Origin of the sequence: Aminiphilus sp., from assembly GCF_029975095.1 — a bacterium.
In the GTDB taxonomy this organism is placed as follows: Bacteria; Synergistota; Synergistia; order Synergistales; family Aminiphilaceae; genus Aminiphilus.
The window spans coordinates 1-13,817 of the sequence record NZ_JARKPW010000125.1; the positions used below are offsets into that span (position 1 = coordinate 1).

The 13,817-nt window shown below is 60.6% G+C and carries 11 protein-coding genes; 1 reads left to right on the plus strand and 10 read right to left on the minus strand.

Going from position 1 to position 13,817, the window contains the following annotated elements:
• From Q1K49_RS07570 to Q1K49_RS07610, 9 genes are all read right to left on the minus strand, one after another.
• Nucleotides 1-1,209 (minus strand): cache domain-containing protein (locus Q1K49_RS07570; RefSeq protein ID WP_300524651.1); only part of this gene is annotated, 1,209 nt, incomplete at its 3' end.
• Nucleotides 1,210-1,366: 157 nt separating this feature from the next.
• Entirely contained in the window at nucleotides 1,367-2,095 is a 729-nt protein-coding gene (locus Q1K49_RS07575) for an amino acid ABC transporter ATP-binding protein (protein WP_366146053.1), read from the minus strand.
• Nucleotides 2,096-2,145: 50 nt separating this feature from the next.
• Nucleotides 2,146-2,805 carry an amino acid ABC transporter permease gene (locus tag Q1K49_RS07580; RefSeq protein WP_213693959.1) on the minus strand — a complete coding sequence of 220 codons (660 nt, stop codon included), beginning with the start codon at nucleotides 2,803-2,805 and terminating at the stop codon, nucleotides 2,146-2,148.
• Nucleotides 2,806-3,021: 216 nt separating this feature from the next.
• On the minus strand, nucleotides 3,022-3,831 hold the full coding sequence (locus tag Q1K49_RS07585) for a transporter substrate-binding domain-containing protein (RefSeq protein WP_300524657.1): 810 nt from the start codon (nucleotides 3,829-3,831) through the stop codon (nucleotides 3,022-3,024).
• A gap of 367 nt (nucleotides 3,832-4,198) precedes the next feature.
• Nucleotides 4,199-5,116: an MBL fold metallo-hydrolase gene (locus tag Q1K49_RS07590; RefSeq protein WP_300524660.1), complete on the minus strand. Its 918-nt coding sequence runs from the start codon at nucleotides 5,114-5,116 to the stop codon at nucleotides 4,199-4,201.
• A gap of 140 nt (nucleotides 5,117-5,256) precedes the next feature.
• Entirely contained in the window at nucleotides 5,257-6,405 is a 1,149-nt protein-coding gene (locus tag Q1K49_RS07595) for an ABC transporter substrate-binding protein (RefSeq protein ID WP_213693957.1), read from the minus strand.
• A 171-nt stretch (nucleotides 6,406-6,576) separates the two neighbouring features.
• Nucleotides 6,577-7,893, minus strand: a complete 1,317-nt coding sequence (locus Q1K49_RS07600) for a saccharopine dehydrogenase C-terminal domain-containing protein (protein WP_300524663.1) — start codon at nucleotides 7,891-7,893, stop codon at nucleotides 6,577-6,579.
• Nucleotides 7,894-8,039: 146 nt separating this feature from the next.
• Entirely contained in the window at nucleotides 8,040-9,059 is a 1,020-nt protein-coding gene (locus Q1K49_RS07605) for an arginine deiminase family protein (RefSeq protein WP_300524666.1), read from the minus strand.
• 312 nt (nucleotides 9,060-9,371) lie between these two features.
• A complete protein-coding gene (locus Q1K49_RS07610; RefSeq protein ID WP_300524669.1) occupies nucleotides 9,372-10,052 on the minus strand; it encodes a GntR family transcriptional regulator in 681 nt (226 codons plus the stop codon).
• A gap of 449 nt (nucleotides 10,053-10,501) precedes the next feature.
• Between Q1K49_RS07610 and htpG the strand changes: the two genes are divergently transcribed.
• Nucleotides 10,502-12,448 carry a molecular chaperone HtpG gene (htpG, locus tag Q1K49_RS07615; protein WP_300524672.1) on the plus strand — a complete coding sequence of 649 codons (1,947 nt, stop codon included), beginning with the start codon at nucleotides 10,502-10,504 and terminating at the stop codon, nucleotides 12,446-12,448.
• A 237-nt stretch (nucleotides 12,449-12,685) separates the two neighbouring features.
• Here htpG and Q1K49_RS07620 read toward each other — a convergent pair whose 3' ends face one another.
• Nucleotides 12,686-13,687 carry a LacI family DNA-binding transcriptional regulator gene (locus Q1K49_RS07620; protein ID WP_300524674.1) on the minus strand — a complete coding sequence of 334 codons (1,002 nt, stop codon included), beginning with the start codon at nucleotides 13,685-13,687 and terminating at the stop codon, nucleotides 12,686-12,688.
• Between the last annotated feature and the right edge of the window lie 130 nt (nucleotides 13,688-13,817).

Genomic DNA, 13,817 nt, shown 5'->3' on the forward strand with positions numbered 1-13,817 from the left:
CGGAATACGCGCCGCGATCTCGTCGAAGGGCACCTTCCCCGATGGGGGCGCTTCCATTCCCCAGATGCGGAACGTTTCCGCGGATCCCCAGATGGCATCCTCCGCGGGCAAATATTCCCAGCTTCCCGCATGGGCGATGGCTTGGGCCATCTCCAGCCGTTCCTGGTGAATGCCGAGCAGTGTTGCTGCGGCCAGGCGTTCCCGGTCGAACCCTCCCCGGAGATGCTTCAGGAGGAGCAGAACCCCCGCGCCGGAAGCGCCCAGGAGGCTCCCAACCAGGAGAGAGACGATCCAGACCTGTTCCCGCAGGGGTGCGTCTATTTCCGCCAGGTCCATCCGGGCTACGAGGAACCAGGGCGACTCGGGAATCGGCCGCGTTGCAGCGAGGACGGGCTCGCCACGGTAATCCACCCCCTTTTCGACGCCGAATTGTCCCAGTACGGCTTTGATGGAGGGAAGGTCCGTCCTTGTCAGCGGTTGTCGCAGGGTCAGCGCCGTTCCCGATTGAAAGCGGAGTTCGTTGAGGAAGACCAACGAGTCCGCCTCTCGGCGGACGATGAGCGTTTCGCCTGTGGCGCTGGGAACGGGCCATCGTCTGATGAAGGGGTAGAGGTATTGTTCCGGATCGATGCGCAGGGCGAGCACCGCACCGCTCGCTCCTCCGGGGCCGGGCTCCCGGAACGGAAGCGGTGCCAGGACGGTGAGGTAGATGCGACGGTCGTGTTCGTCACGGTAGAAATCCTGGAAGGTCACCTTGCCGGAGTTGAGTGCCTCGCGGGCGCCTTCCGCGACGATCCGGGAACCCGGATAGAGCGAAGCCGGGATGGAGAAGCGCTCGTTCCCCTCGGCGTCAAGGAGAAAGACCCTGTCGTAGCCGTAGGCGCTCCAGGTTCTCAGGAGCCAGATGCGGATTCGCTCCCTGGTCTCGTCGTTTCCGGGATCGAGGAGGAAGCGCCGCACTAAGTCGCAGAAATTCGCGTTTCCCGAGAAGAGAGAGCCGTCTCCCAGACGTTCCGTCCGCCACTGGACGAGTTCCCCTGCCTTGAGATCCGCGATGGCGGAGAGGGAAAACGCCACCTCCTCGCGGTAGTGGAGGGCATGATGGTCGTAGTAGACTTTCGCGGCGACGATGATACCTCCCGCGAGGACGAGAAAGAGGGCGAAAACGATCCATGAGGCATATTTTTCGCGGATGTCGACGGATGTCATCTTCGTTTCCTCCGATGCATATTGCCTCGGTAGCAGTCTACACGATTTGGGAAAGAAAAGACAGAGGAAGAAAAGAAGTCCGCGGTATGGGGCGAAAGGGGATTTTGGAGAAGGTCCTTTCCGATCCGCGGCGCTCGGAAAGGAACATTCCATGCGGTCAGCGGTTGAGGATTTTTCCCAGGAAATCCCTTGCCCGCTCGGTTTTCGGAGCGGTGAAGAATTCCCCGGGCGATGCCGTTTCCAGGATCCGTCCGTCGGCCATGAAGACGATCCGGTCGCAGATTTCCCGGGCGAAGTTCATCTCATGGGTGACTACCACCATGGTGATGCCCGTCTCGGCGAGGCCTCGGATGGCGTCCAGCACTTCTTTGATGAGTTCGGGATCGAGCGCCGATGTCGGCTCGTCGAAGAGCATGAGTTTGGGTTCCATGGCCAGGGCGCGGGCGATGGCGACGCGCTGCTGTTGTCCGCCCGACAGTTGGGCCGGAAAGGCGGCGACCTTGTCGGCGAGGCCGAGGGAGGCGAGGATCGCCGCGCCCTTTTCCTCCGCTTCCGCTTTGGGCACCTTTTTGACGTGCACCGGAGCGAGGGTGACGTTGTCCAGGACCCGAAGGTGCGGATAGAGGTTGAAGGATTGGGCGACGAAGCCGATGTTCGCCCGAAGGGCGTTGATGTCCGTTTTGGGGTCCGCGACGGAAATGCCGTCCACGAAGATCTCCCCCGCCTGGATGCCCTCGAGAGCGTTGATGGTCCGCACGAGGGTGCTCTTTCCCGCGCCGCTCGGGCCGATGAAGGCGAACACCTGGGAGCGGGGGATGTCGAGGGAGACGTCCTTCAGCACCTCAAGGGCGCCGAAACGCTTGGACACGTTGCGGATGGAGACGATGACGTCGTTCATGGGAGGAACTCCTTCTTTCGGGGATGACTTCGGCGCGGTCATTGCCATTCCGCCCGGAATTTTCGCTCCAAAAGGGCGATGATCTTGGAAAGCCCGAAGGTCATGACGAAATAGAGCAGAGCGATGAAGCTCCACACCTCGAGAGAGCGGAAGGTGGTGGCCACCAGATTTTTTCCGATGAGGGTGAGATCCACCACGGAGATCACCGACACGAGGGAGGAGTCCTTGATGAGGATGATGAACTGAGATGCCAGGGGTGGCAGGACTTTTCGGATCGCCTGGGGAAGAATGACCAGTTTCATGGCCTGGATGTAGGTCATGCCCGAGGCCCGGGCCGCCTCCATCTGTCCCTTGGGAACGGCCTGAATGCCCGCCCGGACCACTTCGGCCACGAAGGCTCCGGAGAAGATGGCCAGTCCCACGATGGCGGACCAGTAGGAGCCGAGCCGCAGAAAGCGTCCCAGGACGAAGAAGATCCAGATGAGGAGCACCAGCAGGGGAACTCCCCGGAAGAACTCCACATAGCAGGCGGAGAGAAAGGCAATGACTCTGTTTCGGGAAACCCGGCACAGTCCGGCGAAGATCCCGATGGGAAGGCTCAGGACGAGGGACAGGGCCGAGATGGTGAGAGTGAGGCGCACTCCTTCCAGAAAGAGGGGCAGATTCTGGGGAATGACGCTCCAGTTCGCGGTGTACACGAAAAATCGCCTCCTCGAATGCGCGGCGTGTCTGCGGATGTCCATCGCCTCTCGTGGGTGTACGTTACCGAGGATGAAACGGTTTCTCCCGGCATCGTAGAGAACGTCGGGGCTCGTTCCCGCTGCGACGGCTCCGGAGGAGGAAGCGGTTCTTCCTCCTCCGGAGGGTTCTTTCCCGACGAGAAACGTGGGCAGAAGGGCGTGCGATGGGTGTCTCTATTGAGCCATCTCCTGCATCCATTCGGTGGAATTGAACCATTTCTCCCGGGATTCCAGTTCCTGGGGGCTTCCCAGATAGTGGAAAAGGAAGGAATTCAACCACTGAATGAAGGCGAAATCGTTCAGGCGGACCGCCATGCCGAGATTCTCGCTGCTGATGAGGTCGTAGATGCCGCGCACACCTTCCTTGTGCATGATCTCGTACATGCGGATTCCCGGTTCGTCGTAGACGATGCCGTCCGCCTCTCCCTGGACCAGGGCTGCCGACGCCTCGGGGAAGGTGGGGAAGTCGAGCACCGTGGCTTCCTTGTAGATCTGTTTTGCCAGAAGCGCTCCCGTGGTTCCCTGGGAGACGGCGATCTTGTTGCCCTTCTTGTCCAGGTCGCTCCAGATCTTGGTTTCCGTATCCTTTGCGGGGACCATGAGCACCTGTCCCGTGGAGTAATAGGGGTTGGGGAAGCTCACGGCAAGGGCGCGGTCGCCCCGGATGGTCATTCCGGCGATGAGAATGTCGATCTCGCCCGTCTGCAGAGCGGGAATGAGCCCGGAGAACTCGAACTGCTTGAACTCCACGTCCACTTTCAGCGCCTTTGCCACGGCGTTGCCCAGATCGATGTCGTAGCCGATGAAGTTCCCCTTCTTGTCCTTCATCTCGAAGGGAAGGTATCCCGGCGCGGTACCGATGACGATTTTCTTTGCCGCAAGGATCTTGTCCAGCGTGGACGGAGTGTCCGCGGCGAACGCGACGGATGCGGCGAGGATCACCGCCAGGAACAGGATGAGGCAGAGCAGCGCGAATTTCTTCATGACACACACCTCCCGATGATGGAAAGCACCGTTTCGTTCCGTGTTTCTCCATCCGGCCGGAAGCGGTTCGACGGGATGGAGAACGCCCGAGTGGCGCTCTCGCTATGGAACGGAATTTTAGCAGGCGATCCAAAAGGAAACAAGAATCCCTTTTTTCGGAAAAAGTGAGGTTTTTCGCTTCCCGGTGGTTTTTTCGGGTTTCCGAAGATCTTCGGAAGCTCTGATCAAGTAGGAATTGCCCTTCTCACGAGCTCGACCGCATCACGTTTTTTCGGGATCAGCGCGGCATTTTTCAGAGCTTCCTTTCTTCAGAAACGCGTCGGTTTTCCTTCCGAGCGAGTGTGCCGGAGAGATGCCGCGCTCATCGTCACTGATCGGGGCCGAGGATGAGGGCGAAGCGCCCGAAATCGTACTTCCGCATACCCCCCTTGCCGACCGTGAAGGGAGTTTTCCCCTTCCGGATTCCTTCCGCGGCGGCGAGAACGTCCTTGAGGATCTCCTTGTCCAGCCAGGGTTCGTTGTGGCTCGGCATGATCTTGTCGTAGAGAGGAAAGAGGTCGATAAGTTTTCGGTAGCTCGCGAGAAACTGGTCGAAATCCCCGCCGGGAAGAAAGGTGTAGACCGATCCGGTGTAGAAGAGATCGCCCACCCAGAGAAGGCGCGCCTTCCGGTCGAGGAGGGAGACGGAGTCCGGCGAGTGCCCGGGAGTCCAGATGACCTCCAGGGCGCGGTCGCCCAGGTCGATGGTGTCTCCATCCTTGAGCCAGCGCGTGACCGAAAAGGGCGGCATGTGGTACGTTGCGGGATCGAACCCTTCGGGATAGGGTTTCCACACGTTGCCGGGAGCGATGAGATCCAGAGCCTCCTCGTGAGAAAAGCCCTCCGCGGCGGCTTTTCTCGCCAGACCGAGAGGATCGTCGAAGAGAGCCACGTCGTCGAAAAGGTAGTTCTGGGCGACGTGGTCGATGTGGTGGTGGGTGTTCACCACCGAGACGGGGAGGGACGTGAGTTCCTCCGCGAGGGTGCGGATGTTTCCGATGCCGTCCCCCGTGTCGATGAGGACCGCCCGTTCTTCGCCGGGGACGAGATAGCTCAGGGTTTCCTCGAACTGGCCGTCCTCGTAGATGGCGAACACATTTCCGGGAGTACGGTAGACCTCGAACCAGGGTATGCCGGTGGTCACTCTTTCCAGGTTGTGGTAGGCAGCCCTGGGAAGAGCGCTCTCCCACCCCTTGGATCTGACCACGTCCTGGTTTTGGGTTGTCTCGCTGCTGCACTCGGTCACGGAAATCCTCCTCTCGCGGTTTGTGGCCGACCTCTGGGGTGGCCGGTTCTTCTTCGGACGAGTCCCCTGCGGAAGAGCGAGCCGGAGGGCGTGGACGCGGGCTCCAGCTCGCTCTTCCGCAGGAGGCGGGATGAAGATATTTAATCCTGAGGAATCACCTTCTGGTACAGTTTTTCCACGCTGCCCTCGAAGACCAGGATAGCCGTGGGTTTGTTGTGGGGCGTGTTCGTGGCGGGATCCACCGTGAGGACGAAGTCCGGGAGCTGTAGTCCCTGCGTGTTCGCCAGGGCGTCCCGGATCTTCGCTCCGTCGTACTCACCGGCCCGTTTGACGGCATCGGCGATCCACATGATGGTGTCGTAGGCGAGGGTGCAGCTCACGATCTCCACGGGCTTCTTGTTGAAGCGCTCTTCGTATTTCTTGACGAGGGGCTGCACGTCCGGATCATCCGTGGCGATGTGAGTGAGCCAGTAAGTCCCGTTCATGGCGTCTCCGGCGATCTCCGTCATGGCCGGGCTGTAGCCGTCGCCGCCGATGAACACGGGTTTCCAGTCCATCTCCGCTGCCTGTTTGATGATGAGGGCCATTTCCTTGTACATGCCGGGCAGGAAGACCGCTTCCGCACCGGTCGCCTTCGCCTGGGTGATCTGGGCCCGGAAGTCCACGTCACCGTCGCGGTAGCCGTAGGTGCCGACCACCTTGCCGCCCACCTTGGGGAAGTGGTCCTCGAAGAACTGCTTCATGCCTTCGGAGTAGTCGCTGCCCACGTCGTGGAAAATTGCGGCGGTTTTGAGGTTCAGCTTGGTGCCGAGAAATTCCGCGATGGCCTTTCCCTGGTAGGGATCGGTGAAGCAGACCCGGAACGAGTAGGGGCGCACCTGACCGGTCTGGGGATCCACGGTGACCGCCGGGTTCGTGGCGGAGAAGGAGACGATGGGAACCTTCTGCTGTTCGCTGATGGGAACGATGGCGATCTGGCAGCCGCTGAAGTTGGTTCCCGCGATGACCTGGACTTTGTCCTCGAGGATCAGACGTCGTGCGGCGTTCACCGCATCTTCCTGGCGACCGCGGAAGTCGTAGACCACCAGTTCGACGGGGCGTCCCAGAAGGCCTCCCGCGGCGTTGATCTCTTCCACGGCGATGATGGACATGTCTCGATGGTGCTCTCCCCAGGTTGCGCCGGATCCCGTGAGCTGAACCAGGCAGCCGATTTTGATGGGTTCGGCTCCTTCGGCCACGGTTCCGACCAGGAGTACAAGAGCGCACAAAACAAGCAGCACCTTCTTCATCCCGTTACCCCTCCCCTTCTTCATCTCTTCCGACTCATCGGAGCGCTTCGGCCTCCAATCCCTTCCGGAGACCTCGGTGCCGCCGTCCCGACTTTTTCCGAGCGCCGGTGCTTCGCGTCACCCTTCCGACCGTCCCACCTCCTCGTTTCCCGCACGATCAGGGATGTCTCCCTACTGCTCCAGAGGCATTTCCTTCTCTTCGAAGACGACGCCGTCGCGTTCCAGTTCCGCCAGCGTCGGTTCGTAGATCTGTGGATACGTGGGGGCGACAACGCCACGCAGGGTGATCGTGCCCTTCAGAATGAGGTCCGCGCCGATTGCGGGAGGAAGTCCCGTGGTGACGGCGATGGCACTGTCGCCGCCCGCCTCTCCGTGATGGACGAGCGTGGAGAGGATGCGTCGCGTCTCCGCTCCGAAGACCACCTCGTATTCGTGACGCATGATGAGCAGGTCCCGTTCATTCTTGTCGAAGCCGAGCTTTCGGGAGAAGAGATCGAAGACCACATCCCGGTTGCACCGGATTTTCTCGGAGAGGAGTTCGTCACTGAAGAGGCCGAGCCATTCCAGGCGCTTGAGAGGCATTGCAAAGGCGGGCATGCCGAGAAAAGCCGCCAGGGCTTGGGTGAGGTCGCTTTTTTCATCGGCGCCGAAAAGTCCGGCGGTGAATTGGCGCAGCGTTTTTCCCGCGAGCGGGCGGGGTTCGGTGTCGAAAAGGTCGAGCATCTGCATGGCCCGAACGGTCTCGCACCAGCCGGGGAAACGCAGCGTCGCCCGGTAGATGTCGGGGGTGTTCGGGATGCCGTACAGTTCGGAGTAGGGAAGGGAATTTGCGTTGGCGTACTCCTCGAACCAGCCCACCCCCTCGATTTCCTTGAGGGTAGAACGCTGGAAGACTTCCTCCACGGGGACGAGGACTTCTTTTCCGTTCCGGAGGTACCGCGAGGGGCGCACGCAGGCGTAGAGAAGGTCCCCGGGCGACCAGGAGAGCTTGTAGCCCCAGGGATTGGTGTTCGCCTCCAGGGAGGGGAGTGCACCGCACCAGGAGCTGAAGGACTTCACGAAACCGCCCCGCTTTTCCACTTCCCGGATGGTTCGCACCGCCGTCATGTGGTCGATGCCCGGATCGCATCCCATCTCGGTGAGGAAGGTCAGCCCCTGCCGCTCCGCATCCTTGGAGAACGCCTTCATCTCGTCGTTCATGTACGAGGCGTTGACGAAGTGTTTCTTCTCTCGAAGACAGAAAGGTGCGACGTCCTTGTGGAAAACCCAGGGCAGAAGGGAGATCACCAGGTCCGACCGCGGAACGAGCCGGGCCGCTTCCTTCAGTCCGTCCCCGACGACGGGAATACCATTCTCGTGTCCGTCGAGAACGTGTTCCACGCGCTCGCGGACGGTGTCCACCACGGTGACGCGATGACCTTGCTTCAGAAGGTACTGCACGCAGGGGCGGGCTACCATGCCCGCGCCGAGAACGAGAACATGTTTCACGAAAACACAGCCTCCTCACGAATTGTTCAAGAGTTTCTTCAAGACTGGCGCCTCCGCAACGTACCGTGTTTCTTTCCAGAGTTTCCGCCGGCCTTGCAGAAAGGCGGCACCGTCCGGGAAACGGAAGCGGGGTGCGCCGGAGACGATCACGAACGTTCGCGCACCAGGGGAAGCGTGCTGCAGTGAATGCCTCCGCCGTGTTTCGAGATCTCCTCCCAGGGAATGAGGATCGTCTCCATGCCGAGAGATGCGAGTCGCTCCGCCGTGTACACCGCCCGGTCGTCCATGATCACCTTTCCGGGGGCGAGGGTGAGACAGTTCACGGCCATGGAGCCTTCGCGGTAGTCCGCGGGAATTTTCTGGATGCCCAGTTCGTCGAGCGTGTCGAGAAACCAGTAGGGAAGGCGCTCCACGTTGAGAAGAGCCTTGTCGTGGTCCACCATGACGATGCCGCCGTCCAGATGCATGGCGTACCCCGGAAGGGGAACCTGGATCAGTTCGACCTCCTGATACTGAAGAACGTGCCGGAGCTGTTCCGCCCCGCTTGGATTGCCGCGGAAGCTCAGGCCGATGGCGGCGTGTTTCTCGTCGAGGAAACAGAAACTTCCGCCTTCGAGCAGGCCGTCACCGGCGATGGTGCGGAGGATGGGCATGCCGATCTCGGCGAGCTTCTGGAGCACGAAGCGCTCTTCGCCGCGGCGTCCCGTGCCGTGGGTCTTCCCCACAGGACCCATGCGAGAAATGACCGCTCCGCCCTTGACCACCATGCCGCAGTCCCGGACGAACATGGCGTTGGGATCGCGCGGTGCGCCGCCGACGGTCACGATTTCCACGCCGTGTGTTTCGAGGACTCGCACGAGGGCGGCGAACTCATCCTGCATCTTCGCGAGGTCCGGTCCCTTGTCGTCCCGGAAGTACCACTGCTCCTCGTCGTCGATGAGGGCGTCGATCTCGGGGTCGTACTTGTCCGAGGTCATGACGAGGATTTCTTCTCCGGGCGGATGAAGGAGGATGGTCCGGAGCGTGCCGACATCGTTGTAGACACCCCAGCGACGTCCCCAGACCCGGCGTTGCATCTCCTCGTCGTGAAAGACCGGAGTGGCCCTCGGAGGAATGCGCGAGAGTACGACATGGTAGTATTGAGAACTGCTGCGAAGAGTACCCATGGAACACCTCTTTCCGTCGCTTCGAGTTTCATTCCCGGCCCGGGAGGGCGAACATACGGTGAAGGATGCGACATCCCCCCGAACGCCTCCGCCACGTCCGTCTTGGTGACGTTCCTGCTGTTTTTTCAAAGTCTGCCGTGTCTCGAATCCCGCGATGCGTTTCTTCATCGAGCGGATCTTGTCGTTCCGCTCCTCTCGGAGGGCGTTGTTGTGTCGTGCCGGTTGTGTGGACGATGATTTTGCGACGTATTCTTTTTCGGATCCCAAAAAGAACTCCAGAGGAAGCCTTTTTTCTGAAATGTGCGGAAAGCGTTACCGTCTGGAATTGGTGAGCCACTTGTAGGTGGAGAGAACATGCTTTTCCATGGCGTTCCGCGCTCGTTGTCCGTCCCGGTTGCGGAGTGCCTCCAGGATCTCGTTGTGTTCCGCGAAGGAGTATCCGTAGACGGGTTCGGGATCCGTGGCGGAGTCGAACCCGTGGAGGAAGAAGGCGTCGAAGAAGAAAACGTAGATCTGGGAGCGCCAATAGCTCTGAAGAATGTATTTTTCCAGGTAGGGGTTGCCGCTCATGCGGCAGATGCAGTGGTGGAATTCCTGACTGTTTCTGGTGAAGTTCTCGGTGTTCCAGTTGCGGTAGATCCGCTTTTCCTCTTCCTGAAGGGCTTCGATTTGTCTGAGGGAGGCGGAGTAGCAGGGCTCGGGGCTTTCCGCCGCGAGGGCCGCCGCCATCCCTTCGAGCTCCTGTCGGATCTGGAAGATCTGGAGCATGTCCGGAGGCGTGAGGGGAGGAATGACATATCCCTTGGGTTCATCCCGTTCGAGGATGCCCTCGGCGATGAGTTCCCGGAGGGCCGTTCTCACGGGGGTGCGACTTACTTCGCACAATTCCGCAAGGCTTTTCTCCGTGATTCGTTGTCCCGGCACGAGTCGTCTCTTGAGAATGAGAAGCAGAATCTCTTCGCGGGCCTTGCTTTCCGCCTGACTTCTCGACATGATTCGTTCCCTCCGGCAGATGAGCTTGTACATGCGTTCCGGGTGCGCGGAAAACGAATGCAAAAAAGAATACTCTTTGGGATCCCAAAATGGATATATCAAGGGAAGTCATTTTCGTCAACCTGGAAAATGAAGCTTGAAACCGCGGGGTTTTCTCTGCGAAGAACTTGAGGAAGCACCTCCCGCAAGGGTTTTTCGGAGAACATCGTTCCGCCCGGCGAGTTTCGGAGTGAAGGGAGGACACTTCGTGTTTGCAAGGAGGCAGGGACGTTTGCGAGCGTGCCTGCGGATGAAGTTGAAGAAGGCTCTTTATCTTTGATCTATCTTGATCTATACTTCCTTTCCGAGAAGAGGACGTTTCGTCCGGAGGAAAGGGTCGGGAGGTGCCTTTGGAGAGAAGGCGCCACATCTGTGGTTTTTTGAAACATCGAAGGAGGCATGGTGCGACCATGGCGGCGAGAGAGACATTTTCATTTCAGAGCGAGGGGAAGCAACTGCTGGACCTCATGGTCCACTCCGTCTATTCCAATCGGGAAATTTTTCTGCGGGAACTCGTGTCCAACGCGTCGGATGCGCTAGACAAGCTGCGCGTCGCTTCCCTCACGAACGAGGCGCTGCAGTCCTCTTTTTCGGATCCCCACATCCGCATCGCCGTGGACAAGGATGCGCGCATTCTTCGCGTGTCCGACAACGGCATCGGCATGAACCGGGAGGATCTCGTGACCTACCTCGGCACCATCGCCAAGTCGGGGACGAGAGAATTTCTGCAGTACATGGCCGAGCGGAAGGAGACGCTGACGCCGGAACTCATCGGTCAGTTCGGCGTAGGATTTTATTCGTCCTTCATGGTGGCCGATTCGGTGGAGGTGTTGACCCGAAAGGCCGGAGAGGACGCGGCGTGGCTCTGGAGATCCTCCGGGGACGGCACGTACACCATCGAGGAAGGATACCGCGACACCTGCGGCACCACGGTGACGCTCCATCTCAAGCCCGCCGAGAACGAAGGAGATGACGACGAGGGGCTCCGCCCCTGGGAACGCGCATCCGGCGAGGACGTCGCCGATGAGTGGACGATTCGCGGAATCGTCCGCAAGTATTCGGATTTCGTGGCCTATCCGATCCGCATGGAAGTGCGGCATTTCGACAAGGAAGGCAAGGAGGAGGGCACGAAAGACGAGGTGCTCAACTCCATGAAGGCCATCTGGTCCCGTCCCGAGTCGGAGGTCACCGAGGAGGAATACAGGGAATTCTACACCCACGTGAGCAAGGATTGGGCGGAGCCGCTGACGCACATCGTCTACAGCGCGGAAGGGGCGACCACCTTCCGGGCGCTGCTCTATCTCCCCTCGAAGGCTCCCATGGATCTTTTCCTTCGCGAGGGGGACCGGGGAATTCAGCTCTACGTGAAACGAGTCTTCATCATGCAGGACTGCAAGGAGCTGATTCCCGAGTATCTGCGCTTTCTCAGGGGGGTGGTGGACGCGGAGGACCTTCCGCTCAACATCTCCCGGGAGATTCTCCAGCAGGACCGGCGGATCGCGGTGATCCGCAAGAGTCTCACGAGAAAGGTTCTGGACGAACTGAAGCGTCTCCGGGACGGAAAGCGCGAGACCTACGTCACCTTCTGGAAGGAATTCGGCAAGGTTCTCAAGGAGGGTATCTTTGCCGACGAGCGGAACCGGGAGACCCTGCTTTCCCTGGCGCTTTTCCGGACCACCACCCGGGAGTGGATCACTCTCGACGAATATCTGGAGGGCATGAAACCCGAACAGAAGGCGGTGTATTTCCTCTCCGGAGGCACGCTGGAGACGCTGCGCAACTCGCCGCATCTCGAGGCCTTCTGCGATCGGGGATTCGAAGTACTCCTCCTCGACGACCCCGTGGACGACTTCTGGACCGGTGTCGTGGAGACCTATCGGGACAAGCCGCTGAAGTCCGTGGCGAAGGGCGCGGCCGACCTGGATGCCCCGGAGGAAAAGGAGCGGGAGGGGGCGAAGGAGCGGGAGGATGCCTTCGAACCGCTTCTGAAGGCTCTTGCGGAGCACTTGAAGGACGAGGTCTCGTCGGTGCGTCTGTCGACGCGCCTCACCGCCTCGCCGGCGTGTCTGGTGGGGGAGACCCACTCCATGACGCCCCAGATGGAGCAGCTCCTACGGCAGATGGGACAGGCGGTTCCGAAACTGAAGCGAATCCTGGAGGTGAATCCGGCTCACCCTGTGCTGGAGCGGCTTCAGCGGCGTTTCACCGAAGGGGGATCTCTGGGGGATTTTCCGGAACTGCTCTATGGGCAGGCACTTCTCGCCGAAGGGGGGACGCTCCCGGATCCGGCGCGTTTCGCCCGCCTCGTGGCGGAGCTTCTCGCCCGGAATCTGGAGGAGGCACGTCGGGAAGCGTAAGCATTTTTTGTCGCTCCGGAGGTGCTTTTGCGGCGGCGGTTCCCGACGGGGCGTTTTTCTCCGCCCCGTCGGAGAATCTCCGCCGCGCCGCTTTTTTCGGGGGCGGCGCATGGAGATGCCACATTCACGCTTTTGTTTCGGAGGAGGCCTTCGGGCGTTCCGCCTTCAGCCGGATGTCCCGAGGGGATGATCCCCGGGTGTTGGACAAAAGGACGCTCCGGCGGAGGACGTTGCCGGTCATGGAGGAGGCGCCGTGGAAGAGCGGAGTACAAGGCGTGTTTCGAGGACGAGGTGGCGGGGAGAAAGTGCGGGATCGGCCATGCGCTCCAGCAGAAGCCGTACCGCCAGTGCCCCCATTTCCTGGCGGGGCTGGGCCACGGTGGTGAGGGGCGGATTGAAGAACGATGCCAGCCGGATGTCGTCGAATCCGAGGACGGAGAGATCGTCCGGAACGCGCTTGCCCAGGTCCGCGGCGGCCCGGACGGCGCCGAAGGCCATGAGGTCGTTGCAGGCGAAGATTGCCGTGAGGCGGGAGTCCTCTTCGAGGAGGTGCCGGGTGATGTCATACCCGCTCTCGGGCTGAAAGGTTCCTCGGCGGATTCGTTCCTCCGGAAGGGAGAATCCCCGCTCGCAAAGCTCTTCCCGGAAACCCGTCACGCGCTCCCCGCTGGGAGTCACGTGGAACGGGCCGGCAATGCAGGCCAGATGCCGGTGCCCGAGATCCAGAAGATGTCGTGCGGCCCGGCGTCCTCCCAGAGCGTTGTCGATGCGTACCGAATCCACGTTCACACCGGGAAGGGAGCGATCCACGGTCACCAGGGGCAGATCGCCGTTTTCGAGAGCCGAGGTGTCGCCTCTCGGAGGTCCCGCCTCGATGAGAACCACCCCGTCGGCACGTTTTTCCGACAGCATGCCCAGAAAGGAATCCTCGCTGTTCCGTCTGCCGTCGGAGTTGCAGACGATCACCGAATATCCTTCGCTTTCCGCCGCGTCGGCGATGCTGCGGGCGATCTCCGCGAAAAAAGGATTCGTCACGTCGGGAAGAATCAGGCCGATGGTGGAGGAGCGCTTTTTCCGAAGACTCCGTGCGAGGGCGTTCCGTCTGTAGGAGAGTGCTTCCAGCGCGTCCAGGACGCGACGGCGCACTTCCTCCCGAACGGGACGGCTCTCGTTGACCACGTGGGAGACGGTGGTCACCGAGACGCCGGCCCTGCGGGCCACATCCTTCATGGTCGCCATAGAGCGTCTCCTTCCTTTGCGCGGAGATTGGTTCCTTTGGTTTCCATTCCGTTCCCTTCCTTCATTTCATTGCTTGTGAAAGAGAGTGTTTTCGGAGCGCAAACGTTTGCGCAAACGTTTGCGCTCCGAA